Origin of the sequence: Marinoscillum luteum (assembly GCF_044005705.1) — a bacterium.
Classification (GTDB): domain Bacteria; phylum Bacteroidota; class Bacteroidia; order Cytophagales; family Cyclobacteriaceae; genus Marinoscillum; species Marinoscillum luteum.
In genome coordinates this window covers 207,403-230,501 of record NZ_JBIPKE010000017.1, presented here as the reverse complement: position 1 = coordinate 230,501, position 23,099 = coordinate 207,403, and the positions used below count along the sequence as shown (strand labels likewise).

Sequence of the window (23,099 nt, the reverse complement as noted above, 5' to 3'; positions counted from 1 at the left end):
ATGAAAAAAATCATACTAATATTTATTCTTGGAGCATTCATTACATCCTCCAATGCTCAGGATTTGGATAAATTTCTTGAAGGAGGTGCTGAGAATGGAGAAAAACTCTTGGAAGGATACCTGGAACCGGCTTTCGTTGGTTTCGGATATGCCCTGAACAGCGGCTGGTATAACACAGGAAAACCTCACAAGGTGGCTGGATTTGACCTCACGATCAACGCCAACCTGGCTTATGTACCACAGGATGCTCAATTTTTTAAGATCAATCCTGCTGACTACAACAACATGACCACAGCACCTGCTGAGAATGGTCAGACAAGCTATCCTACTATCATGGGGCCTAATCTGGAAGCTGATGACATCCCTTATTTGGTTTTCGACGAAGGTACAGAAGATGAAATTCGCATCACAGCACCTACCGGACTGGGTATGGAAGAATCCATTGGAAGCAATTTTGTACCGGCGCCCTCTGTACAGATTGGGATTGGCCTGATCAAAAATACCGAGCTGAAGCTTAGGTTGTTGCCAGAGCAGACATTCGGTGATCCAGGTGAACAATTCACGACCAAAATGTTCGGTCTTGGGGTACTTCACGATGTAAAGCAGTGGATCCCGGGAATCAAAAATCTCCCGTTTGATCTTTCTGGATTCTTCGCGTTCAACACCATGAAAAACTCGATGGAAATCAACGCTGATGTACCAGATCAAATTGGTGAGTTCAATGTATCTGGTACTACGCTCCAGGGTATCATCTCCAAAAAACTATCAGTCCTTACTGTGTACGGAGGTGTGGGCTTCTCCACCAGCAAGGTAAACTTTAAGATGAAGGGAACTTACGACGGTATACCTGAAGTAGACCCAATCGACATTGAGTATAAAAATGGTGGCTTGAGGGCCAATGTGGGAGCACGTTTGAAGCTGTTAATCTTCACCTTCCATGCAGAATACGCCGTGCAGAAGTACAACACGCTTACTGCCGGGTTTGGAATCAGTATCAGATAATATTCAGAAAACTTCTTTTTAGAAAAAGCGGGCTTTAGTCCGCTTTTTTTATGTTTACCCGTTCCATGAGAACTCTCCTGCTACTCATCGTATTGCTCACCTCAGTAAAGGCCCTGGCCTTTACTGATACTGTGCGGGTTTCAAAAAACGAGATTCTCATCCTGAGAGATACCATTTTCGCCCCCGACAAAGACACCGTATACTTCGTGGACGCTGAAAAATATCGGGTCAGAAGCAACCCCTATAAGTCTTCTCAAGACTTCTATCAAAAAATGCGAGAGAAAACCGGGCAAAATAAAGTGACGGCTCAGCTATTTGATCTGCTATATGTAAGTCCCAACGCCAGATCCGAACTGGCTCCTTCTAAAAACAGTCGTACCTCCAACACGCCTTTTATGCCTTATGAGGGTATGCGGATCCGAAACATACGGATAAAACACATCGACCTGCTGGAAGGAAGCGTCAATGATACCTTGCGGCAAGCGTCCTCCCCACTGAGTATCATGGTCAATAAGGTCCACATAAACACCTGGAACACCGTGATCAGAAATAACCTGCTGATTGATAAAAACGAAGAGATAGACCCCTATCTGATGGCGGACAATGAACGAATCCTCAGGCGCCTGCGCTTCATTGAAGACGTAAGAATATATGTGAGACCCCTTCCAGATGGCTACGCAGAAGTGATCGTAGCGGTAAAAGACCGCTTTTCCTGGGGTACCGCTCTCAACATCACTGATTTCGATGAATTTAACCTGGCCCTCTTCAACAGGAACATAGCTGGCTGGGGTAAGTACGCATCAGCTACCTGGTTTTTTGATACCCAGAGCATTCCGGCATCCGGCTATGAAATACGCACGGGTGGTCAAAACATTGACAAGGCCATCACCAACTGGGAGCTCAATCATACCAATATCGGGGATAGGGAGTCCTGGGGCATAGACCTCCAGAAGGAATTTGTGGCACCGGGGATTAAGTACGGCGGTGGCCTGGACATTCGCACCATCCGAGACTCCACCATAACCCTGGATGGTGAAGAGTCTGACCACCAATACTACCACCTCCACTACCAGGATTTTTGGGCGGGGCGGTCATTTGCCCTACCCTCCAGCTACGAACGCAAAAATCTGATCGTAGCAGCCCGATTACTCAATAACTCCTTCGCCAGCCGACCGTTTGTTGCTGAGGACAGTAATTTTCTCTACTACAACCGGAAACTTTTAATGGGTGAAGTCAGCCTCTCCAGCCGGAAATTTCTCAAGAGTAACTACATAGCAGCTTTCGGTATCTCAGAGGATATCCCACTGGGCTACAGGGTTTCATTCATTACCGGCCGTGATTTCAATGAATTTTACCAGCAAAATTATCTCGGATTCCAGCTTTTCTGGAGTTCTTATATCAAGAATTTCGGGTACCTCCTGCTCAATCAGGAAATAGGCGCTTTTGACCGGACGGGGATCAATGAAGGCGTGGTGAAAGTAAGGGCCAGTTACTTCAGTCCTTTGCTCTCCTCTGGCAGGTACCATATTCGGAATTTCATGAAAATGTCGTTCACCAAGGGAATCGATCAGCCCCCGCAGGAAACCATCTCGCTGGAAGGCAGAATCAGAGATATCGAAGGAGAACGCATTTCGGGCAACAACATTCTTGCGCTTGGTGTGGAGTCCATTCTATTCACACCCTGGTATTTCTATGGATTTAGATTTGCTCCGTTTTTTTATTACAACGTGGGCGAGGTTTGGGACTACAGGCCTAATCAAAAAACAAGCTATGGCTATCAGGGTGCAGGTGGTGGGATCAGGATCAGAAACGAAAGTTTGGTATTCAACACACTAGAGGTGAGGTTGACACATTTCCCTAAAAGCCCCCCGGGAGCCAAGAAAACAGTGTTTTCACTATCCACCTCTATTCCCATCTCGTTTGACAACATCTTCAAATACAAGCCGGCGCTGATTCCCTACCGGTAAAAAAGAAAAGTCCCGATAAAATCGGGACTCTTCAAAGATGTCAAACAGGTGTATGAATATAAAATTTGTGTTATGCATTCGTATATACTTTATCTTTATAAAAGGTAACCAACCCAGAATAAAAAAATGTTAAATATTCTTTTTGTCTGTCTAGGTAACATTTGCAGGTCCCCTTTGGCCGAAGCTATTTTCAATCAGAAAGTGAAAGAGCGCGGACTAAATCAGTCCATCAAAGCTGATTCTGCAGGTACTGCCAGCTATCACATCGGTGAAGACCCTGACTCCCGCAGCATACAAGTAGCGGTGAAGCATGGTGTTCCCATCGCGCACAAAGGGCGACAGTATCATTTCAAAGACGCTGCTACTTTTGACTATATCCTGGCTATGGATGCCTCCAACCATCGTGACATTATTCACGCCACATCAGATCGCCCTGAGGGGTTGTTTCTGATGCGTGACTTTGACCCAGATGGCCAAGGCGGGGACGTACCCGACCCCTACTATGGTGGTGAAGATGGTTTCGAGAAGGTTTTCCAGATACTTGATCGTTCGATAGATGCTTTTTTGGACTTCCTTGTGGAAAAACACCATCTCTAACCATGTCAGGGTCCGAAAACCTCTTTCTGGCAGCAGTTCTCTTTCAATCCACAGGAACAAACCACCTCATCAGAGAAATACGACCCATCTCTGGCGGTGACATTAACGAAGCCCTGAAAGTAACCACTGACCAACATACCTACTTCGTCAAATGGAATACCTATTCGGAAAATCTGTTTGAAAGGGAATTGCACGGCTTATCCCTCCTCCGGGAGTGCGGGTGTGTGGGTGTACCGCAAGCGTTCAAGCATGGCCAGATCGGCGATCGCAGGTACTTGGTATTGGAATACCTCCACCCCGCTCCTCAAAAGGATCATTTCTGGGAAAGCTTTGGCCAATCCATCGCCAGGCTGCACCAGCATACGGCAGACTACTATGGCCTGGATCATGACAACCACATCGGGCGACTTCCTCAGATGAATCAACCCACTTCCGATTGGATTGATTTCTTTATTGAAAACCGCCTGGAGGTACAGATTCGGCTGGCACACGAAAAAGGTTTGATCACCACGGACCTCCTTGGGAGTTTTGAGAAATTATACGGACAGTTGGAAAGCCTTATTCCCGCAGAGCCAGCTTCTTTGCTCCATGGTGATTTGTGGGGTGGAAATTTCATGTCGGGACCAGGCGGAGAGCCCTATATCTACGATCCGGCAGTCTATTATGGCCACCGTGAAATGGATCTGGCATTTACACGCCTTTTTGGGGGGTTCGAACCCGACTTTTACGAAGCGTATGACCAGCAGTATCCCCTGGAGCCAGGATTCGAAGAACGGGCTGACCTGTACAATCTGTATCCCATGCTGGTGCATGTGAACCTTTTTGGCCCCTCCTACCTCACTGGCATCCGGCGTACGCTCAAACTTTTTCTATAGGCCGGTAAAGTACCTGATAATTGTTTCTGGTCTTTTGCTCCAAAATCACCTCTGTGGTCTCAGGTAAAAAACTAAAAGAACCTTCCTGATAGTTTTTAATGGTAGCTAGCTGCAGCCCTTCATTATATAGCAGCTGAAAGTCTCGCTGTAGAAAATCCCTCAACCCATCGAGCTTATCCTTTTGATAATCCATGCAAAAGGTAAATGTAAGGGCTGAGCTGTGCATCAGGTTTATCTTAATATTGGCATGATCCATCGCCTGAAAGATTTTCACCAGCTTTTTTTCGTCCATGAAACTATTGTCTTTCACCCTGAGTGTGACCAGTAACTGATTTTCCTTAAAGACAAAACAATGCTTAGTGGTGGTCTTTTCCTGCTCCGAAATTCTGGTACCCTTGCCTGATGGCTCCAGAAAAGAGCGCACAAAAAGAGGAATATTTCGCTGGGCCAGCGGTCTGATGGTTTTGGGATGAATCACCTTGGCTCCATAGTAAGTCAGCTCGGTCACCTCCTGAAATGACAACTCATCGAAGAGCTCCGCCGAAGGGAATCGCTTTGGGTCTGCATTGAGTAGTCCCGGCACATCTTTCCAAACGGTGAGGCTCTCTGCCTTCAGACAGTAGGCGAAAATAGCGCCGGTATAGTCAGATCCCTCTCGCCCGAGTGTGGTAGATTTCCCGGTGAGGTCTGAACCGATAAACCCCTGTGTAATCACAGGACCTTTTTTTAGTAACTCAGGAATCTCTCGCTCTATAAAATGCTCAGTAAGTTGCCACTCCACATTGGCCTCTGTGAAAATGCTGTTCGTTTTCACATATTTTCGAGCATCCGTCCAGGAACATTCCATTTGGCTCTGCAGCTGGTGGTAAACAATGGAAGTAGACAACAACTCACCGTATGGGATCACACTGTCGTAAAACTGCCCCCAGGATGCTGTGCGATTTTCCAGAGATCTTTCCAGCTGAATGAGCCAATTGTTCACGTCATCCGGCACCGTACCGAATAGCTCCTGAGAAAGGGACTGATGAGAAGCAATAAACTCCCTCAACCCTTCTTCATAAGACTCCCCGGCAAATGCCTGTCTGGCAATATTTTCAAGTTGGTTGGTGGATTTTCCCATGGCCGAAACGACCACCACTAAGGGCTGATCCATGTATTTTTTAACAATCTCCACCAGGTTTTTCACGCCCTGACCGTCCCTTACTGAAGCACCACCAAATTTGAAGATTCGCATCCTTGCAAACGATTTAAATGAATAAAAAAGCCTATTTTTGCCAAATCGCTCAAAACGAATTGTACCAAAAGATGAACAAAAATAGTTTAGGTCTTCCGATCGGCACTACACTTGACCGCTTTATCAAAAAAAAGCAGGATGAATTTGAATTTGCCACGGGAGAACTCTCCCAATTGCTGCGGGATATTGCCCTTGCAGGAAAGATTATTAACCGTGAGGTCAACAAGTCCGGGCTGCTGGATATCACCGGTGCCTATGGCTCCAAAAACGTGCAGGGAGAAGACCAGCAAAAACTGGATGTGATTGCCAACATTCGATTTATCAGGGCACTCAGAAATGGCGGGCAGGTATGCGCTGTAGTGAGCGAAGAAGACGAGGAGATCGTCCATCTCAACCCACATTGCCGCTACATTGTAGCCATTGATCCACTGGATGGCTCCTCCAATATCGATGTGAATGTGTCTATTGGTACTATATTTTCCATCTACCGACGCACCTCACCCATAGGAGGACCTGTGACGGAAAAAGACATACTGCAGCCCGGAACCGAACAGGTGGCAGCCGGCTACATACTCTATGGCTCCTCTACCATGCTGGTGTACACCACCGGTCATGGAGTCAATGGCTTTACCCTGGAGCCGTCGTTGGGAGAGTTCGTGCTCTCACACACCAACATGACATGCCCTGAAGACGGTGAGATCTATTCTATCAATGAGGGAAGCTTTCACCAGTTTGACAAGAGCATCCAGGACTACACCAACTGGTGTAAGGATCAGGGAATGACGGCCAGATATATTGGATCATTGGTAGCAGATTACCACAGAAATATGCTCAAAGGCGGAGTGTACCTCTACCCAAACACCAAAAAGGCACGCGAAGGGAAGTTACGTTTGCTATATGAGTGCAATGCCCTAGCTTTTATCGCTGAGCAAGCAGGAGGTATGGCCACTAATGGCTCCAAAAGGATATTGGAAATAGCGCCGACAACCTTTCATCAGAGAACCCCCTTCTATATAGGATCTAAAAACATGGTAGAAAAAGTGGTGGAGTTTGTAGCGGAAAAAGCAGAGGCCTAGAAAAAAAGAAACCCCGCAACCTTTTGAGCTACGGGGCATTCACCGCCATAATGATTAACTAATGACCCAAATGTAATATCCGATGATGAAAATACCCAATTCTGGGTATAAGTTTTTTCACATTTTTTTATTACCTGAATACATCATTCGGGTCTCCATTTTCATTTTCTCCCGAGCAATCACCCTTTCAGCAATATCAGAGGCGATTTGTCCGGGTTTTGAGTGTTCTAAAATTTCTTTTAAAACCTCCTCAGAAATATCAATTCTGTACATCGCATTGATCAAATACCCAAAATCATGGTCTAACAGGTGCTGAATTCTGGGGGTCAGGAAAGCATGTAGTTGCCCAAAAGGATCTTCTCCCGGGTCAAAGTCCAGTTCATCGGCTATTCCGAGATCTTTTTGGATGAGGTCATAACTGCCACTGGCCAACTTCACCGCACTTGACTGCTCGTCGTGGTTATCTGAGGTATTCATTTGAGTACAGTATCTATCCACTCTGTGGTCACCTCCACCAATTGATGCATGACTTCTTTACTCGTGCGCCCACTCGCTTTTGGTACTTTGAAGGAATGATCCCCAAACTCCACCTCCAGCATTCGTGCGGCAGGCAGGGAAGAGAGCACCTCGCGCATCAAGTCAATATTGGCTAGCTGATCATTAATCCCCTGCAGGAAAAGTTGTGGCACCTGTACCGCATTCAGATGAGTAGCACGTGCCTTGGAATCCTTACCCGCTGCATGGAGCGGGAATCCCAAATAAAAAATACCTTTCACAGCAGCCGGTGATTGATCGGCCAGCAGGTGTGAGGCCATTCGCCCGCCATAGGATTTCCCTGAAATAATGATTGGAAGGTCTGGATAAGTGACGCACAGATAATCGATCACCAAGCCCCATGTTTCAATATTGGGTTTTGGTGCTCCGGGAAACTTCTTACCATTCTCCATGTAAGGAAAATTGAATCTGGCCACATGAAAACCCCGAGCCACAAATAATCCGGAAATGCTGGTCATGAAGGGGTGGTGCATCCCTGCTCCTGCCCCATGAGCAATGATGATCACTGCTCTGGCGTTGTCCGCTTCTTCTACTTCAAGAGTGATTTGGCCCAGACTGTCATTCAAGAATAGCTCCATAAGGTAAATTTAACATTCTTGATGAAATCCAATCTGGCAAGAGTCGCTACTCTCTATTCAAATTTTAACCTGATCGGGCAATGCTTCCCAATGTACTCCTGCAGGCTATTCCATCCAGCCAAAGTCTTCCGTTTTAGGAATCTTCTCCAGCATGTCTATGATTTTCTGAGGGGGCACTACCACCTTTCGCTCCTTCAGACTCATGAAAGCTCCAGTGGCAATAATCACGCAGGCCAGCTCACCATTCTGCTTCCAGACCTGCTGACGGAATTTCCAGATTTTCAAATCCTTTCGGAAAGCTACAGCCGCACAGTCTACAGTGATTCGCTCATTCATGAAAACCTCTCTTTTGAAGGTAGTGTCCTCATGAAAAAGTACCGGCCCATAACCTGAAGCCACTAACTCTGCCAGAGGCAGGCTCAACTCATCAAAAAGCCCCACACGCACCTGAGCCGCATAATCATTGTATGCAGTATGGCGCATGTGCGCATTTGGGTCAAGGTCGGCCCATATTACCTGAAACTGTTGCTTGAAAGGCTCCAAAACTATTTTTCGGATTTGGTTTTAGTTGCCGCTTTTTTAGCCTTTGGGGCTGCTGCCTTCTTTTCTTTTTCAGCTGGCTTTTCCCCTGTCTGCTCTTGCTCTTCTTTTTTCTCCAGCAACTCAGGAAGGGTTTTGGCCATGGTGTTATACCAGGTTACCAGCTTCTTGATATCAGAAACATACACCCTGGACTCATCATACTCAGGCAATATGAATTTGAGGAAAGATTTCAGTTCGTCAGGATCCGAAGAAGAAGTAAGTCCGGTATCACCTTTGAACTCGACATGGATTTTTCTAAGAACATCCTGAAGAGGCACTGCGCCTTCTTCATCAGTGGTGTAAATAGAGATATCTGATAAAATGGAAACCTTAGCCTGAATATTGGCAATAATTTTCTTTCCTGAGCCGTCGAGCGCTTCTAATATTACGCCGGTCCGTGTTGGGGATACAACTTTGAAAAGTCCTCCTTTTCCCGATACTGCGGCTACTTCATTGAAATCCATATCTATTATTTGTGGTTAGAGCATGCAAAAATAGGTATTGCCGCACAATACCAAAATGGATTACTCCTTTATCCCCTCATTTATTTCCCTGATGTAACCAATAATATCATCCTTGCCCTGTCCTGTCACTGTGGAAGTCATAAAATGGAGCGGAAGTTCCTCCCATTCCTTCTTGAGAATTTTGCGAAAAGCCGCAATGTTTGACTGGGCCTTATTCGCACCTCGCTTATCCACTTTGGTGAAAATAAGGGTGATGGGCATGCCCGCCTGCCCCAGAGAGGTCACAAACTCCAGATCGATGCGCTGTGGCTCTAACCTGGAATCTATCAGTACAAATACATTGGTGAGGTTCTCCCGGGTTTCAAAATAACCCGCTATCATTTTTTTCCAGCTAGCCTTCTGAGACTTACTCACTTTGGCCCATCCGTAGCCTGGCAAATCCACCAGGTACCAGCTCTCATCTATCAAAAAGTGGTTGATTAGCTGCGTTTTTCCGGGCTTGGATGAAACTTTGGCCAACTTACTGTGATTGGTCAGCAGGTTGATCAGAGAGGATTTTCCTACATTGGATCGTCCTATGAAAGCATACTCAGGCTTGTCTCCTGCCGGGCACTCTCCTACTTCTGCACTACTTTTAATAAACTCAGCTGATTTGATTGGCTTCATGGAATAATTTTTAACAATAGGGGCAAACGCACGGTTTATGGTTAATATTGCAAGCGAATATGAGCGTAGTACCGTACAAAGATAAGCAGGGGAGTAAGAAAGAACAGGTTGCCACTATGTTTGATAACATCAGCGGCAATTATGACTTCCTCAATCACTTTCTCAGTCTGGGCATAGACATAGCCTGGAGAAAAAAAGCCATCCGGCAGCTAAAGGACCTCCAGCCCAAGCAAATACTGGACATAGCCACCGGAACGGGCGATTTTGCCATAGAGGCACTAGCACTGAAACCGGATAAAGTCACCGGTGTAGACATCTCAGAAGGGATGTTGGCGGTGGGTCGGCAAAAAATGAAGAAAAAAGGTCTGGATCAAAAAATCGAATTGTTATCGGGAGATTCTGAGGCACTGCAGTTTGAAGACAATAAGTTCGACGCTGTGATCGTTTCATTTGGCGTACGGAATTTCGAACATCTGGAAAAAGGTCTGGCGGATATGTATCGGGTATTAAAGCCCGGAGGGAGAACAGTTATTTTAGAGTTTTCAAAACCAAAATCCTTCCCCTTCAAGCAACTGTATCATTTTTATTTTAAGTGGATTTTACCTAAAATAGGCAATACTATTTCCAAAGATCAGGCCGCTTATACTTACTTACCAGAGTCTGTAAGGGCATTTCCTGATGGCCAGAATTTTTTAGAGATTTTAGAAAAAGTCGGCTTTAAAAACACTCAATGCAAACCACTAACCCTGGGCATCAGCTCCATCTACATAGGTACAAAATAATTGTATTCGCACTTATTTTGATGATGGCCCTACCCGGGTACACTCAGAATGAGGCCAGCGAAAACCTCATAGACTATGATGCTCAGTGGATTCACTATGGTTTTCAAATAGGCCTCCACAGCTCCAAATATAAGATCAGGTACTCCGACGCTTATGCCACTGATGAACTGGACTCACTACACTCTATAGTACCTGGCAACCTGCCCGGCTGGAAGGTGGGTTTCGTGGTGGATATGAACTTACACAAGTACCTTAGTTTTCGAATACTACCCACCGTCGGTTTTTACGAGTACGACCTTACCTACAGATACACAGACGGGCGAGAGCTACGTGAACTGAAGCCTGCTACCATGGTGGAGCTACCCATGCTCCTCAAATACAAATCTTCCAGAAGAGGCAATGTGGCCATGTACGTGGTGGGAGGGCTTAGCCCCGCATTTGAAGCGGCCGGCAAAGGGGACCAGCTGGACACCCGTGAGCGACTGGAACTCCGAGACTGGAACGTGTCGGTGGATGCCGGCGTAGGATTTGACTTGTTTTTCCCCTTATTTAAATTTTCCCCGGAAGTACGCTATTCGTGGGGGCTAAGAGACATGCTGACCGACGGTACCAACACCTATGATGTAGCTCTGAAAAGGCTGAGTTATCAGAACATCGCATTCTACGTCACCTTCGAAGGAGGCCCAACGTACCTGCGGGAAGCCAAAAAACGTCGACGATGAGTAAACCCATAGCATTGATCACCGGCGCCACCAGTGGAATTGGTGAAGCTACTGCCAGATGCCTGGCCAAAGATTATCGATTAATTATCTGTGGCCGGCGCCAGGATCGGTTAACCAAATTGGAAAAAGAGCTTGCCGAAGAAACTGAAGTCACAACCCTTTCATTTGACGTGCGGGACAGACTGGCGGCAGAGACTGCAATAAGCGGTTTACCAGCCAAATGGCAATCGGTGGATGTGCTGATCAATAACGCAGGGAATGCCCATGGGCTCAGCGCGATCCAGGATGGACAAGTCGCCGACTGGGATGCCATGATCGACATCAACGTGAAGGGTCTGCTCTATGTAAGCAATGCCGTCATCCCTGGCATGGTGAGCCGACAAAAAGGACACATCATAAACATAGGATCCGTAGCAGGTATAGAAGTATATCCTAAGGGAAATGTCTACAATGCGTCAAAATATGCTGTGGATGCCATATCCAAAGGGATGCGACAAGACCTGATCACTGAGGGGATCAAAGTATCTGAAATCAAGCCAGGCCTGGTCCAAACTGAATTTTCAGCCGTCAGGTTCAAGGGCGATCAGGAGCGCGCAGAAAAAGTCTATGTAGGATTTGACCCCTTGCAAGCTCAGGACATAGCAGAGACCGTGGCCTTTATCCTATCCCGGCCCGCCCACGTAAATATTGCCGACATGCTGGTCCTGGCAGGTGCCCAGGCCTCGGCTACCATGGTGCATAAGAAAAATTAAAAGGGCCTTGCAATGGCTCACGCTTCCATTAGGTTTGCGGTAACAACATTACCCTAAAACCCTGATTTTTTATGAAGCATATTTTGGTTCTGGGAGCCGGGCGCTCCTCTACCTCACTGATCAATTACCTCCTGGAAAACGCTAAGGAAAACGACTGGAAAGTGGTGATTGGCGAAAAGGATACCTCCATTGCCAGAAAGAAATTTAAGGATGCGGATGTCATCGAGTTTGATATCAATGACAAAGCCCTGGCCACGGCGCAAATCACCAATGCTCAGCTGGTCATCAGCATGCTACCCGCCAGCCTACACCCCATCGTGGCGGGCATTTGCGCTGAAATCGGCCGGGACATGCTCACCGCCTCTTATATCTCTCCCGAAATCAAAGCCCTTTCAGATCAATTTGCAGCCTCGGGAAATCAATGCATCATGGAACTGGGGCTCGACCCGGGTATTGATCACATGTCTGCCATGAGGGTACTGGATCGCATCAAAGCTGCGGGGCACACGCTTACCTCATTTGAAACCTTCACAGGAGGTCTGCTGGCAGAAGACAAACTCAAGGAAAATCCCTGGGCGTATAAGTTTACCTGGAATCCCCGAAATGTCGTTTTAGCCGGAACTGGCAATGTGAAATTCCTTCAGGAATCCCGTTTCAAATACATTCCCTATCACAAACTTTTCAAGCGGACTGAAATCATACACATACCCGGATATGGCCACTTCGAAGGCTACGCCAACCGTGACTCGCTCAAGTACCTTGATCTGTACAAGCTGCGGGGCATTCAGACCCTCTACCGAGGTACCCTGAGAAGACCGGGGTTCTGCAAAGCCTGGGACATTTTTGTGCAGCTAGGGGCTACAGATGATACTTATGAGATGGAAAATGTGTCTGAAATGACCCACCGGCAGTTCATCAACTCCTTTTTGATGTTTAACCCGCACGATTCGGTGGAGCTCAAGCTCGCCCATTACCTGAATATCGGGTTGGAATCTGATGAGATGTATAAACTCAACTGGTTGAATATCTTCTCTGAAGAACCAGTGGGGCTGGACAAAGGAACCCCCGCTCAAATATTGGAGCACATCCTCAAGAAGAAATGGACACTTGACGATACTGACAAAGACATGATTGTGATGTGGCACAAGTTCAGCTATCTGGACAATGGCCGGCCTAAGGAGATACAGGCGCACATGATCGCATTGGGCGATGACCCGGTGAACACTGCCATGTCCAAGACCGTGGGACTGCCCCTGGCCATAGCTGCAAAAATGATTCTTCAAGGAAAAATTAAAACAACAGGGGTCTCCATCCCCACTCAGCAGGAAATCTACGAACCCATACTGGATGAGCTGGAGAACATGGGCTTTGAGTTTTCTGAGAGGGAAACGGTCTCTTAGCTACAAATGGAGATAAAAATCTCTTAACAACTTCACAAAGCCGGAGGTGTAACCACCATCTCCGGTTTTAATATAAAAATCCTCAACTACCGGATCCACCTGCCTATAGCCGTATTGACCCATCACTCGAAAAGGTAATGCGCCAGGGCTGTCGTACACTTGCAGTGCCCTTTGGAGATAAAGTCCTGATCCCATAGCCAGGTCTGCAAATTGCTTAGCCTCCCGAACAGGATAGAGCACAAATGCCTCTCCTTCCTCATGCAGCAGCCGGCAAAGAGCATCCACTAAGTCCACCTGGCTCAGTTCGGCATCATGCCTGGCCCTGTTGATGGATTTGGAATCGGATCGTTGTGATTGGTTATAAAAGGGGGGATTAACGATGATCAGGTCATACCCCTGAGAATTTGTAAAGGACTGAACATCAGTAATGATCATCTGAATGCGCTCGTGCCACGGGCTGGCCTCAAAGTTCGCCTGAGCCTCGGTGGCTGCCGGGCCATCCATCTCCACGGCATCTATCTGAGCGGCCAAGTGCACCTGAGCCAGCATCAGGCTAAGCAGACCAGTGCCCGTACCTACATCCAAAACCGTGCGTGGAACCTTGCAAACAGTGCCCACCCAGGCACCAAACAGACACCCCTCTGTGGTTACCTTCATGGCTGATGCCGACTGGTCAATCCGAAATTGTTTGAATTGAAAATAGGAATTAGGCACTTTGCACTTCCTCGAAAAACTTATCCACTTTCAGTCCGGCTCCTTCCGCGGCCTGTACGGCCAGCTCATCGCAGCGTTCATTTTCGGGATGTCCGGCATGGCCTTTCACCCATTGAAACTTCACTTTGTGCTGCCTGTATATCTTCAGAAAGCGCTGCCACAGGTCCGGATTCTTTTTTCCTTTGAACCCCTTCTTTTCCCATCCAAAAACCCAACCTTTCTCTACTGCATCTACCACATATTTGGAGTCAGAGATGATGAGCACCTCCCATCCGGGCTTCTTAATGGACTCTAAACCGACGATCACTGCCAAAAGCTCCATTCGGTTGTTGGTGGTCATCCGAAAGCCTTCGGACAGCTCCTTTCTCTTGCCCCGAAAGTCCAGAATGGCTCCGTAGCCTCCGGGTCCGGGGTTGCCCTTGGCTGCTCCATCTGTATATATTTTGATCATAGAGTCAATAAGTGGGTCTTGAATATTTTGATCGCAATAGAGAGCAAGATAATTCCAAAAACCTTTCTAAGAATATTAAAACCACCCGCACCTATCTTTCGCTCCAGCCAATTGGAAGACTTAAGCACCAGGTACACGAAAATCAGGTTGAGGACTATACCCACCAGAATATTGGTGGTGGCATAGACGGCCTTGAGTGAAATGAGGGTGGTCAGTGTTCCGGCACCAGCTATGAGCGGGAAAGCCAGGGGCACGATGGAAGAAGACGACAAATCCTCATGATCCGACCTGAAAAAGTGAATCCCCAACACCATTTCCAGGCCTATAAAAAACATGATCAGCGCTCCGGCAATAGCGAAAGACCCTATATCAATGCCGAAAAGGTTGAGGATTCCCTCTCCCAGGAAAAGAAAAAGAATCATCAGCGCCCCGGAGGCTATGGTAGCCTTTTCAGATTGAACATGCCCGGCCTTTTTACGTAAGTCTATGATGATTGGCACACTCCCCAGAATGTCTATCACTGAAAAAAGAATCAGCGAAACAGAAATAATTTCCTTAAAATTGAACATCCGTACTAAAATTTTCAGGCAAAGCTAAGTTGGATTTCAACGAACACAGACTTTTTTTATCAATTTGGTTAAAAATTAATATGGCGCTCCTATGCAAAAAATAATCGTTCTCTTGGCCCTTGTAAGTATCGGATTTTCAGCCTCCTCGCAAGCCGGATGGAACTGGCCTGAAGATGAGACCATGAATGCAGCAACCAAAGAGAAGCAGGCCTACTATAAAGTACTGATGCAGACAGATAAGTATCAGGAAGCCTTCACCACGATCAACTGGCTCTACCAAAACACCCCCAACCTGCACGAATCCATCTATCAGGATGGCTCCAAAATCATTGACGAACTATTGGAATTGCCAGACCTCTCAGACAGCCGCAAAGCTGCGCTGGAGGATTCACTGCTCTGGACCTATGACATGCGAATGAAGTACTTCAACGACAAAGCTTCAGTGCTTGACCGGAAGGCTTATACGGCTTTTAAACTCTACTATCGCAATGCCTCCAAATATGCCATGCTGAGGGAGCTGTATAAAGAGCTCTATACATTTAGTGCCTCTGATATCTCAGACTTCAACCTGACTCCATATATGACCCTGGCTACTTACTACTACAAACAAAAGCCAGCTGAACTCTCCGCTACAGACGTACTGGACATCCATGGCAAGATCACCTCGGTGATCGATGAGAAAATCATTCAGGGGGGAAATAAGGAAAAGCTGCAGAAAGAGCAGGACAAGATCGATGCCTTTCTGAATTCCCTTGGGGACATTATTAGTTGCGAATTTATAGAAGAGCAGCTGGTTCCCAAGTTTAAATCCAGCCCCGAAGATCTGAACCTGGCTAAAAAAATATTTTCATATTCCCTCTCTGCCAAATGTACAGATCAGCCTTATTTCATTTCCGCTGGAGAAGTGTTCTTTCAGTCGGCACCCTCCTATTCTCTGGCCAAAGCACTGGCGGACAAATACTATTTTGCTGGAAAATATGACAAATCCATGTACTACTATCAGCAAATGGAAGACCTGGCACTGGACAATGAACAAAAATTTGATGCTCTGATGGGGCAAGCCTCCACAGAAGTAAAGCTTGGCAATAAGAAAAAGGCTCGATCAGTGGCCTACGAAGCATTGAGTGTGAAACCTGGTGCCAGCGCGGCTTTCAACCTGATTGGAAACCTGTATTTCCTGAGTTTCGAAGAATGCAAAGCCGGAGAGAGCAAAGTAAAGGATCGTGCGGTGTATCTGGCGGCTTATGAAATGTATCAGAAAGCAGGTAACACCGAGCAAATGAATGCTTGCAAAGAACAATTCCCCTCGATAGAGGACATTTTCAATGAAAGCAGAGAAGAAGGCTCTAAAATCACCGTAGACTGCTGGATCAACGAGTCAGTTACCTTGCAGAGACGCCAGTAAAACTCCTGAGAAACTCCATCAATTTCTCTACCTCTTTGTTCTTGATAGCAGGGAAGTTAGCAACCCGAAAAGTCGAAGATTTCCAGGGGCCATAGCCATTGCCTAAAATGATGCTTTGCTCTTTGGCTCCGGATTTCAATTCTTCCATTCGGCTGGTTTCGAGTGCCAGTACCGTTCTGGAGCGTACTTTCTCATTGGTGATCAAATAGTTGATTTGATCCTGCGAATCCACAAAAGACCCATATTCTTCCATCCGCTTCTCCAGTTTGCTCTCAATGTAGTCGATCCCTTTGGTGGCCTGCTGTGTTTTGTAGAGCAGATAGATCCCCAGCACATTGGGCGTATACTGCGTTTGGTTCTTCCTGGTATTTTCCAGGATATTCAACAAACTGTTATAGTGATCCCGCTCCCCAATTTTCTCGGCAGTCTGTACGGCAAAAGGAGAAAGAATCATGACACCCATACCTGCTGGCAATCCCAGGCATTTCTGCACTGAAGCATACCACGCATCAGCCAGCGTAAAGTCAAGTTTAACCCCACCAAGCGATGACGTGACATCTACGGCTATGATTTTCCCGACATTTTCCTCCCGTAACATTTTCAGGCTTTTCATAGACACCTGAGTAGCGTTGGATGTTTCGTTTTGTGTCACGCAGAGCACATCGGCCTTTTTGGCGATATCCCCGGTAGGTAGCTCCTCATTGATCCCAAAATGGGTATTGATGGTAGAGGTGAGTTTACCGGCATAACTTGCCCATTTTTCTCCAAAGGCTCCATTGTAAAAATGCTGGCTGGCCTTTTGCGTAAGCGACTGTGCGATGATCTCCCAGTTTTCAGTAGCTGAGGATATAAAAGCGATTTCGTAGTCCGCGGGAATTTGAAGTTTTTCACGCAACTCTTTCTTGGTGAGCTCCATCAGATTCATGAAATCCTCACTTCGATGATTCACGGACATGATGCCGTCCATGTAGGCCTCGTAAATGTATTCCGTGATGTTAGAGTAGACCCGAGAAGGCCCGGGATAAAAATTCGCTACTTTCATTGCTCCACAAAGTATTTGATGGCCAGGTCGTACCCTTTCAATCCCAAACCTGTAATAATTCCCTTTGCATTTGTTCCGGTCTGGGTATGTGTTCGGAAAGCCTCCCTTGCGTGGATATTGCTGATGTGTACCTCCACCACCGGTGATTTGATGGCCGCTATGGCATCTGCCAGTGCCACAGAGGTGTGCGTATAGCCCCCCAGATTGACAATAATACCATCATAATCAAACCCCACCTCATGTAATTTGTCGATCAGCGCCCCTTCATGGTTGGATTGGAAATACTCCAGTGTAATATCCTTATGAGCCGACTGAAGGTCTGCAAAGTAGTCTTCAAACTTCTGACTTCCGTAAATATCTGGCTCGCGTTTGCCCAGTAGGTTCAAATTGGGTCCGTTGATGATGATTATTTTCATGTTCACAGTTTCTCAGACTAAATTCGCCATGGTGAGTTGGGACGTTTATATCAAGCAATTTCGTAATTATCTAAAACTGGAACGGTCGCTTGCCGGCAATTCCATAGAAGCATACGTGCGAGACATCACGAAATTACGTGAGTTTTTCGAAATCAAAAACTTAGAGGTCTCCCCATTGAAAGTTTCTCAAGCGAATTTGGTGGATTTCATCGAGTTTCTCAATGAGCTAGGCATGTCTCCATACACCCAGGCCAGAATGTTGTCCGGGGTAAAAGGGTTCTTCAAATTTCTACTTTACGAGCAGCTGATAGATAAAGACCCCTCTGAGCTTTTGGAATCTCCCAAAATAGGCCGAAAGCTACCCGACACGCTGGAGTTTCACGAAATAGAGGCCCTTCTTGCAGAAATCGATCTGTCTACTGATGGGGGCACCCGAAACCGGGCCATGCTGGAGACCCTCTATAGCTCGGGCCTGCGTGTAACGGAACTCATCGAACTGCGGATCTCCAACATTTACGTGGAAGAGGGATTTGTCCGGGTCATCGGAAAAGGCAGTAAAGAACGCCTCGTGCCCATCGGGCGGGAAGCCCTCAAGTACATCAGGCTTTATAAAGATCACGTGCGGGTCCACCTGGACATCAAGAAAGGTCATGAGGACTTTCTCTTTCTCAATATGCGCGGGTCACACATCTCCCGCATTAGTGTTTTCACCATCATCAAAGACCTGGCACTCAAGGCCGGCATTAAAAAGAGTATCAGCCCACACACTTTCCGACACTCCTTTGCTACACATCTGATAGAGGGTGGAGCGGATTTACGAGCCGTACAGGAAATGCTGGGCCACGAGTCCATCACCACCACAGAGATTTATACTCACCTGGACAGAGACTATTTAAAACAAATCATCAACGAATTTCATCCGAGAAGCTAATGTATCAACTCGCCAAGAAGTTTTTATTCAGCATGCCAGCAGAAAAGGCCCACCATTTCACCACCAAGACGATGCGGGCATCCTTCAAAATTCCTTTGGTCAAAGCCATTTTCAAATCCATCTACCGACTGGAGCACCCCAAGCTTGAACGAAAGCTTTTCGGACTTACCTTCAAAAATCCAGTAGGGCTGGCTGCCGGATTCGACAAAAACGCCGAGTTCATTCATGAGTTTGCAGCCATGGGTTTTGGCTTCATCGAAATAGGAACGGTGACTCCCCTGGCCCAGCCGGGAAATCCGGAGCCACGGCTCTTTCGCCTGCCCGGGGATCATGCACTCATCAACCGGATGGGCTTCAATAACAAAGGCATGCATGCCGCCAAGGAAAACCTCCAGCACAAGCCCAAAGGGATCATCATTGGTGGAAACATTGGCAAGAACAAAGTAACCCCCAACGAACAAGCCACTGATGATTACCTCAAGTGTTTTGATGTGCTCTACCCGGAGGTGGATTACTTCGTGGTGAATGTGAGCTCCCCCAATACCCCTGATCTGCGTAAGCTTCAGGACAAGGAGCCTCTGGAGGCGCTCCTCCGGTCGCTGCAAAAAGCCAACAGGAAAAAGCCCAATCAAAAACCCATTTTGCTGAAGATCGCACCAGATCTAACCAACTCACAACTGGATGACATCATAGAGATCGCCGGCAATATAAACCTGGACGGCATCATCGCTACCAACACCACCATAGATAGAAGTGGCCTGCAAGAATCTGCCAAAAACCTGGAGTCCATAGGTGCTGGTGGATTGAGTGGAGCACCTGTTTTCAAAAGATCCACTGAAATCATACAATATCTGCGAGCCCAAAATCGTGATATACCTATCATTGCAGTGGGGGGAATTTTAAGTGGTGCCGATGCCCTTGAAAAACTAGCCGCTGGGGCCAATCTGGTGCAGGTATATACCGGACTGGTATACAAAGGACCTGCACTCATCAAGGAAATCAATCAGGCAATCCTGGCAAATGCTTGATGAAGGGGGGATTCTCCATTACTTTTGTACGATTCACATGGCACAAAACACCTATAAAAAACAAAATCAGTCGTCTTCCAAGTCATTCAATTTCAAATTGGATTTTTTGAATGACCGCAAACTTCATCTTGCAGTTGGCTTCTTTTTGTTGCTCACGGCTTTCTTTCTGTTTATTTCCTTTATCTCTTACCTGAGTACGGGCAAGGCCGATCAGAGTGTGGTAGAAGCATTTCTGCATACCAACATCAAAGAATCGGGCCAGGAGGCACAAAACTGGTTTGGCAGCATAGGGGCCATCACTGCACACTTCTTTATTTTCCTATGGTTTGGGTTGTCTGCGCTACTCATCCCGCCATTCCTCTTTTTAGTTGGCCATAGAATCATTTGGAAAAAACGAATTGTCTCCCTCACCAAAGCCTTTTCCTTTTCCCTTTTCTACCTGCTCTGGCTGAGTATCTTCATTGGCTACTTCATGCTCAGCTCAGACGAAGTGAGTGAGTGGGGCTTTCTTAGTGGCGGCACCGGTTTTGAGCTGGCCATCATCCTTGACGGGCTCATGGGATGGGGTGCACTCCTTTTCCTGATTTTTCTCTTTCTGGTATTCAATATGTACTTCTTTGACATCACTCAGGTGCCTGTGGTAGATGATCTGGTGCTCAACCTGAAAGAAAAAGCGGCTGGCATCTTCAGGAAACCTGAACCCATAGCGAATGACGCTGAAGACGAATACAGCGAGGATGAGGACGAGCCATCCGACGAAACAGACAACTCACTTGACTTCATCCTGAAAAAAGTAAAAGAAGAAGTAGAAAAAGAGGAAAAGTCACAGCAACCAGCTCCTGCGCCACCTGAAGAGGAGGAAGAGCCAGAGGATGAAGAGGTGGCCGAAGTAGAAACCTGGACATTGGAAGACAAGCCAAAGCCCAAAAAACCGACCCCTAAGGAAGAACCGGAATTTCATATTGAGCTACCGGAAGACCTCATAGAGAAGCCCAAAAAAGAAGAAGAATTCAGCATAGAGGTAGAAATCCCGGAAGACCATGAAGTGCGCGTGGATCATACCGAAAACTATGACCCTACACTGGACCTGCCAAAATACCGATACCCTACTCCCGAGCTGCTGATTGATTATCCGCAGCGCGATGTTCAGGTATCCAAAGACGAGCTGGAGCAGAATAAGGACAAGATTGTAGAGACCCTGATCAACTTCAAGATTGGTATTTCCAGTATCAAAGCCACCATTGGTCCTACTGTTACCCTCTATGAGATTGTGCCGGAAGCGGGAGTGAAAATCTCCAAAATCAAGAACCTGGAAGATGATATTGCGCTAAGTCTGGCGGCGCTTGGCATTCGTATCATAGCGCCTATACCAGGGCGTGGTACCATAGGGATAGAGGTGCCTAACAAAAACCGGGAAATGGTGGATGTGAAATCCGTCATCACCACCGAGAAGTTCATGAAGAGTACCATGGACCTGCCCATCGTCTTGGGTAAGACCATTTCCAACGAGGTGTTCGTGACTGACCTGGCAAAAATGCCGCACCTACTTATGGCTGGAGCTACCGGACAGGGAAAATCCGTCGGGCTCAACCTGATCATCACCTCGCTGATCTACAAAAAGCACCCTTCTCAGCTCAAGTTTGTGATGGTGGATCCGAAGAAAGTGGAACTCACGCTTTTCAATAAACTGGAACGCCACTTCCTGGCCAAACTTCCAGATAGCGATGAAGCCATCATCACTGATACGACCAAAGTGGTGAACACCCTGAACTCGCTCTGCATGGAAATGGATCACCGCTACGACCTGCTGAAAGATGCGGGCTGCAGAAACCTAAAAGAGTATAACAAGAAATTTGTTGGGAGAAGGCTCAATCCACAAAAAGGACACCGTTACCTCCCTTACATCGTACTGGTGATCGATGAGCTGGCTGATCTGATGATGACTGCCGGCAAAGAAATCGAAACCCCCATTGCTCGTCTGGCGCAGCTGGCCCGTGCCATAGGTATACACCTCATTGTGGCTACTCAGCGCCCTTCGGTCAATGTCATCACAGGTATCATCAAAGCCAACTTCCCCGCCCGTCTGTCATTTCGGGTAACCTCCAAAATTGACTCCAGAACCATCCTGGATACAGGCGGAGCTGATCAGTTGATCGGGCAAGGTGATATGCTACTCTCCATGGGATCGGACCTTATCCGTCTGCAGTGTGCTTTTGTGGACACACCGGAAGTGGACGGCATTTGTGAGTTTGTGGGTGACCAGCGTGGGTATGACGATGCATATCTCCTGCCAGAGTATGTTGGTGACAATGAGGGCTCTTCAGAAGTAGGCTCTGTGGACCTTTCTGAGCGTGATTCCCTATTTGATGATGCCGCCCGACTGATCGTCATGCACCAGCAGGGGAGCACCTCTCTCATTCAGAGAAAAATGAAACTAGGCTACAACAGGGCCGGCAGACTGATTGATCAATTAGAAGCTGCCGGGATCGTGGGATCCTTTGAAGGTAGCAAGGCCAGAGAAGTTTTAGTGCAGGATGAGTACGCTTTGGAACAGTTATTGAATGACATCAACCAAAAGCATTAAAAATAACCAAATTGCGAAAGCATAATTAGACAAGAAAGGACATGAGAAAATTGATTTATCTAATAGCGGCAGTCTGTTTCGCCTTCAACACTCAGGCTCAGTATGACCCTGATGCGTTGGCCGTACTCAATGCAATGAGTGCCAAATACAAAAAAATAGGCGCTTACTCTGCTGACTTTTCGCAAGAGCTCATCAATGAAAGCGCTGAGATCAATGATAAAATATCTGGAAACATCCTGGTAAAAGATGATAAGTACGTGCTGAAAGTGGCCGGTCAGGAGATATATAACAATGGCACCGATGTATACAGCTACAGTGCAGAGCTTGACGAAGTAACGGTGAATACCTACCAACCCGAAGATGAGGAGATCACTTTGGGCAACATCTATGATTTGTACAAAGACGGGTTCAAATACGTACTGATGTCTGTGAATAAAGATGGTTCCAGAATCGTGGAACTAGATCCTGTAAGTAAGGACAAAAGTTACTACAAGATCCGACTCCAGATTGACAAGAATGATGACCTCAAGAAATTTACCGTCATGGAGCGATCAGGAAACAAATACATCTACACCATTGAAAAATTTCAGGTGAAAAATGATGTGAAAGACTCCTTTTTTACTTTCGATGAAAGTAAATACCCTGGCGTGGAAGTCATCGACTTCCGATAAGAACCTAAATAGAAATTGGCATGAATACATGCCAAT

At 46.8% G+C, this 23,099-nt stretch carries 25 protein-coding genes; 14 read left to right on the top strand and 11 right to left on the bottom strand.

Annotated elements, in window-relative coordinates; genetic code table 11:
- The 4 genes from ACHKAR_RS12215 (at position 1) to ACHKAR_RS12200 (ending at position 4,441) form a co-directional block, all read left to right on the top strand.
- Positions 1–1,002: a DUF6588 family protein gene (locus ACHKAR_RS12215; RefSeq protein WP_395417602.1), complete on the top strand. Its 1,002-nt coding sequence runs from the start codon at positions 1–3 to the stop codon at positions 1,000–1,002.
- Between the two features lie 65 nt (positions 1,003–1,067).
- Positions 1,068–2,969 (top strand): BamA/TamA family outer membrane protein, encoded by a 1,902-nt coding sequence (locus ACHKAR_RS12210; protein ID WP_395417601.1) that lies wholly within the window; start codon positions 1,068–1,070, stop codon positions 2,967–2,969.
- A gap of 126 nt (positions 2,970–3,095) precedes the next feature.
- Positions 3,096–3,566, top strand: a complete 471-nt coding sequence (locus tag ACHKAR_RS12205) for a low molecular weight protein-tyrosine-phosphatase (protein ID WP_395417600.1) — start codon at positions 3,096–3,098, stop codon at positions 3,564–3,566.
- 2 nt (positions 3,567–3,568) lie between these two features.
- Complete coding sequence (locus ACHKAR_RS12200) at positions 3,569–4,441, top strand: fructosamine kinase family protein (RefSeq protein WP_395417599.1); 873 nt, start codon at positions 3,569–3,571, stop codon at positions 4,439–4,441.
- Here the strand turns inward: ACHKAR_RS12200 and ACHKAR_RS12195 are convergent.
- Positions 4,425–5,675, bottom strand: a complete 1,251-nt coding sequence (locus ACHKAR_RS12195; protein ID WP_395417598.1) for an aspartate kinase — start codon at positions 5,673–5,675, stop codon at positions 4,425–4,427. The two genes, ACHKAR_RS12200 and ACHKAR_RS12195, sit on opposite strands and share 17 nt — an antisense overlap.
- A 71-nt stretch (positions 5,676–5,746) precedes the next feature.
- On the opposite strand from ACHKAR_RS12195, the gene fbp reads away from it, so the two are divergent.
- Entirely contained in the window at positions 5,747–6,751 is a 1,005-nt protein-coding gene (gene fbp / locus ACHKAR_RS12190; RefSeq protein ID WP_159585019.1) for a class 1 fructose-bisphosphatase, read from the top strand.
- 117 nt (positions 6,752–6,868) lie between these two features.
- On the opposite strand, the gene ACHKAR_RS12185 is transcribed toward fbp, so the two are convergent.
- The 5 genes from ACHKAR_RS12185 to yihA form a co-directional block, all read right to left on the bottom strand.
- Positions 6,869–7,228: a hypothetical protein gene (locus ACHKAR_RS12185; RefSeq protein WP_395417597.1), complete on the bottom strand. Its 360-nt coding sequence runs from the start codon at positions 7,226–7,228 to the stop codon at positions 6,869–6,871.
- The gene (locus ACHKAR_RS12180; RefSeq protein WP_395417596.1) at positions 7,225–7,884 is read right to left on the bottom strand and encodes an alpha/beta hydrolase family protein; all 660 of its coding nucleotides are present in this window, start codon (positions 7,882–7,884) and stop codon (positions 7,225–7,227) included. The genes ACHKAR_RS12185 and ACHKAR_RS12180 overlap by 4 nt, the downstream gene beginning before the upstream one ends.
- Before the next feature lie 105 nt (positions 7,885–7,989).
- A complete protein-coding gene (locus ACHKAR_RS12175; RefSeq protein WP_395417595.1) occupies positions 7,990–8,427 on the bottom strand; it encodes an acyl-CoA thioesterase in 438 nt (145 codons plus the stop codon).
- 2 nt (positions 8,428–8,429) lie between these two features.
- Complete coding sequence (locus ACHKAR_RS12170) at positions 8,430–8,930, bottom strand: DUF5606 family protein (RefSeq protein WP_395417594.1); 501 nt, start codon at positions 8,928–8,930, stop codon at positions 8,430–8,432.
- Between the two features lie 60 nt (positions 8,931–8,990).
- Positions 8,991–9,596 carry a ribosome biogenesis GTP-binding protein YihA/YsxC gene (yihA, locus tag ACHKAR_RS12165; protein ID WP_395417593.1) on the bottom strand — a complete coding sequence of 202 codons (606 nt, stop codon included), beginning with the start codon at positions 9,594–9,596 and terminating at the stop codon, positions 8,991–8,993.
- Positions 9,597–9,655: 59 nt separating this feature from the next.
- On the opposite strand from yihA, the gene ubiE reads away from it, so the two are divergent.
- From ubiE to ACHKAR_RS12145, 4 genes are all read left to right on the top strand, one after another.
- Positions 9,656–10,378: a bifunctional demethylmenaquinone methyltransferase/2-methoxy-6-polyprenyl-1,4-benzoquinol methylase UbiE gene (gene ubiE, locus ACHKAR_RS12160; RefSeq protein ID WP_159585025.1), complete on the top strand. Its 723-nt coding sequence runs from the start codon at positions 9,656–9,658 to the stop codon at positions 10,376–10,378.
- A complete protein-coding gene (gene porT / locus ACHKAR_RS12155) occupies positions 10,327–11,100 on the top strand; it encodes a type IX secretion/gliding motility protein PorT/SprT (RefSeq protein WP_395417592.1) in 774 nt (257 codons plus the stop codon). The genes ubiE and porT overlap by 52 nt, the downstream gene beginning before the upstream one ends.
- Positions 11,097–11,852, top strand: a complete 756-nt coding sequence (locus ACHKAR_RS12150) for an SDR family NAD(P)-dependent oxidoreductase (protein ID WP_395417591.1) — start codon at positions 11,097–11,099, stop codon at positions 11,850–11,852. Before porT ends, ACHKAR_RS12150 begins: the two co-directional genes overlap by 4 nt.
- A 71-nt stretch (positions 11,853–11,923) precedes the next feature.
- Positions 11,924–13,252, top strand: a complete 1,329-nt coding sequence (locus ACHKAR_RS12145) for a saccharopine dehydrogenase family protein (RefSeq protein ID WP_159585028.1) — start codon at positions 11,924–11,926, stop codon at positions 13,250–13,252.
- Here the strand turns inward: ACHKAR_RS12145 and ACHKAR_RS12140 are convergent, their stop codons facing one another.
- The 3 genes from ACHKAR_RS12140 to ACHKAR_RS12130 are packed head-to-tail and all read right to left on the bottom strand — an operon-like array spanning position 13,253 to position 14,986.
- The gene (locus ACHKAR_RS12140) at positions 13,253–13,909 is read right to left on the bottom strand and encodes a tRNA1(Val) (adenine(37)-N6)-methyltransferase (RefSeq protein WP_395417590.1); all 657 of its coding nucleotides are present in this window, start codon (positions 13,907–13,909) and stop codon (positions 13,253–13,255) included.
- Positions 13,910–13,958: 49 nt separating this feature from the next.
- On the bottom strand, positions 13,959–14,417 hold the full coding sequence (gene rnhA, locus ACHKAR_RS12135) for a ribonuclease HI (protein WP_395417589.1): 459 nt from the start codon (positions 14,415–14,417) through the stop codon (positions 13,959–13,961).
- Entirely contained in the window at positions 14,414–14,986 is a 573-nt protein-coding gene (locus ACHKAR_RS12130) for a MarC family protein (RefSeq protein ID WP_159585031.1), read from the bottom strand. Before ACHKAR_RS12130 ends, rnhA begins: the two co-directional genes overlap by 4 nt.
- Positions 14,987–15,077: 91 nt before the next feature.
- On the opposite strand from ACHKAR_RS12130, the gene ACHKAR_RS12125 reads away from it, so the two are divergent.
- A complete protein-coding gene (locus ACHKAR_RS12125) occupies positions 15,078–16,391 on the top strand; it encodes a tetratricopeptide repeat protein (RefSeq protein WP_395417588.1) in 1,314 nt (437 codons plus the stop codon).
- Here ACHKAR_RS12125 and ACHKAR_RS12120 read toward each other — a convergent pair.
- Together ACHKAR_RS12120 and aroQ are read right to left on the bottom strand one after the other, a co-directional pair.
- Positions 16,369–17,433 carry an aminotransferase class V-fold PLP-dependent enzyme gene (locus tag ACHKAR_RS12120; protein ID WP_395417587.1) on the bottom strand — a complete coding sequence of 355 codons (1,065 nt, stop codon included), beginning with the start codon at positions 17,431–17,433 and terminating at the stop codon, positions 16,369–16,371. The two genes, ACHKAR_RS12125 and ACHKAR_RS12120, sit on opposite strands and share 23 nt — an antisense overlap.
- Positions 17,430–17,849, bottom strand: coding sequence for a type II 3-dehydroquinate dehydratase (aroQ, locus tag ACHKAR_RS12115; protein WP_159585034.1), 420 nt, complete (start codon positions 17,847–17,849; stop codon positions 17,430–17,432). The genes ACHKAR_RS12120 and aroQ overlap by 4 nt, the downstream gene beginning before the upstream one ends.
- Between aroQ and xerD the strand changes: the two genes are divergently transcribed.
- From xerD to ACHKAR_RS12095, 4 genes are read left to right on the top strand one after another with little or no spacing between them, the layout of a single operon-like run.
- Complete coding sequence (gene xerD, locus ACHKAR_RS12110) at positions 17,836–18,780, top strand: site-specific tyrosine recombinase XerD (RefSeq protein ID WP_395417860.1); 945 nt, start codon at positions 17,836–17,838, stop codon at positions 18,778–18,780. The genes aroQ and xerD overlap by 14 nt on opposite strands.
- Positions 18,780–19,808 carry a quinone-dependent dihydroorotate dehydrogenase gene (locus ACHKAR_RS12105; protein ID WP_395417586.1) on the top strand — a complete coding sequence of 343 codons (1,029 nt, stop codon included), beginning with the start codon at positions 18,780–18,782 and terminating at the stop codon, positions 19,806–19,808. Before xerD ends, ACHKAR_RS12105 begins: the two co-directional genes overlap by 1 nt.
- Positions 19,801–22,392, top strand: a complete 2,592-nt coding sequence (locus ACHKAR_RS12100; RefSeq protein WP_395417585.1) for an FtsK/SpoIIIE family DNA translocase — start codon at positions 19,801–19,803, stop codon at positions 22,390–22,392. The genes ACHKAR_RS12105 and ACHKAR_RS12100 overlap by 8 nt, the downstream gene beginning before the upstream one ends.
- A gap of 41 nt (positions 22,393–22,433) precedes the next feature.
- Positions 22,434–23,063: a LolA family protein gene (locus ACHKAR_RS12095; protein WP_159585037.1), complete on the top strand. Its 630-nt coding sequence runs from the start codon at positions 22,434–22,436 to the stop codon at positions 23,061–23,063.
- The last annotated feature ends 36 nt before the right edge of the window (positions 23,064–23,099 follow it).

Bases quoted from the DNA above. Each gene is read 5' to 3' on its own strand.
- ACHKAR_RS12215 (WP_395417602.1), top strand. From the start codon at position 1: ATGAAAAAAATCATACTAATATTTATTCTTGGAGCATTCATTACATCC.
- ACHKAR_RS12210 (WP_395417601.1), top strand. From the start codon at position 1,068: ATGAGAACTCTCCTGCTACTCATCGTATTGCTCACCTCAGTAAAGGCC.
- ACHKAR_RS12205 (WP_395417600.1), top strand. From the start codon at position 3,096: ATGTTAAATATTCTTTTTGTCTGTCTAGGTAACATTTGCAGGTCCCCT.
- ACHKAR_RS12200 (WP_395417599.1), top strand. From the start codon at position 3,569: ATGTCAGGGTCCGAAAACCTCTTTCTGGCAGCAGTTCTCTTTCAATCC.
- ACHKAR_RS12195 (WP_395417598.1), bottom strand. From the start codon at position 5,675: ATGCGAATCTTCAAATTTGGTGGTGCTTCAGTAAGGGACGGTCAGGGC.
- fbp (WP_159585019.1), top strand. From the start codon at position 5,747: ATGAACAAAAATAGTTTAGGTCTTCCGATCGGCACTACACTTGACCGC.
- ACHKAR_RS12185 (WP_395417597.1), bottom strand. From the start codon at position 7,228: ATGAATACCTCAGATAACCACGACGAGCAGTCAAGTGCGGTGAAGTTG.
- ACHKAR_RS12180 (WP_395417596.1), bottom strand. From the start codon at position 7,884: ATGGAGCTATTCTTGAATGACAGTCTGGGCCAAATCACTCTTGAAGTA.
- ACHKAR_RS12170 (WP_395417594.1), bottom strand. From the start codon at position 8,930: ATGGATTTCAATGAAGTAGCCGCAGTATCGGGAAAAGGAGGACTTTTC.
- yihA (WP_395417593.1), bottom strand. From the start codon at position 9,596: ATGAAGCCAATCAAATCAGCTGAGTTTATTAAAAGTAGTGCAGAAGTA.
- ubiE (WP_159585025.1), top strand. From the start codon at position 9,656: ATGAGCGTAGTACCGTACAAAGATAAGCAGGGGAGTAAGAAAGAACAG.
- porT (WP_395417592.1), top strand. From the start codon at position 10,327: ATGCAAACCACTAACCCTGGGCATCAGCTCCATCTACATAGGTACAAA.
- ACHKAR_RS12150 (WP_395417591.1), top strand. From the start codon at position 11,097: ATGAGTAAACCCATAGCATTGATCACCGGCGCCACCAGTGGAATTGGT.
- ACHKAR_RS12145 (WP_159585028.1), top strand. From the start codon at position 11,924: ATGAAGCATATTTTGGTTCTGGGAGCCGGGCGCTCCTCTACCTCACTG.
- ACHKAR_RS12140 (WP_395417590.1), bottom strand. From the start codon at position 13,909: ATGAAGGTAACCACAGAGGGGTGTCTGTTTGGTGCCTGGGTGGGCACT.
- rnhA (WP_395417589.1), bottom strand. From the start codon at position 14,417: ATGATCAAAATATATACAGATGGAGCAGCCAAGGGCAACCCCGGACCC.
- ACHKAR_RS12130 (WP_159585031.1), bottom strand. From the start codon at position 14,986: ATGTTCAATTTTAAGGAAATTATTTCTGTTTCGCTGATTCTTTTTTCA.
- ACHKAR_RS12125 (WP_395417588.1), top strand. From the start codon at position 15,078: ATGCAAAAAATAATCGTTCTCTTGGCCCTTGTAAGTATCGGATTTTCA.
- ACHKAR_RS12120 (WP_395417587.1), bottom strand. From the start codon at position 17,433: ATGAAAGTAGCGAATTTTTATCCCGGGCCTTCTCGGGTCTACTCTAAC.
- xerD (WP_395417860.1), top strand. From the start codon at position 17,836: ATGATTATTTTCATGTTCACAGTTTCTCAGACTAAATTCGCCATGGTG.
- aroQ (WP_159585034.1), bottom strand. From the start codon at position 17,849: ATGAAAATAATCATCATCAACGGACCCAATTTGAACCTACTGGGCAAA.
- ACHKAR_RS12105 (WP_395417586.1), top strand. From the start codon at position 18,780: ATGTATCAACTCGCCAAGAAGTTTTTATTCAGCATGCCAGCAGAAAAG.
- ACHKAR_RS12100 (WP_395417585.1), top strand. From the start codon at position 19,801: ATGCTTGATGAAGGGGGGATTCTCCATTACTTTTGTACGATTCACATG.
- ACHKAR_RS12095 (WP_159585037.1), top strand. From the start codon at position 22,434: ATGAGAAAATTGATTTATCTAATAGCGGCAGTCTGTTTCGCCTTCAAC.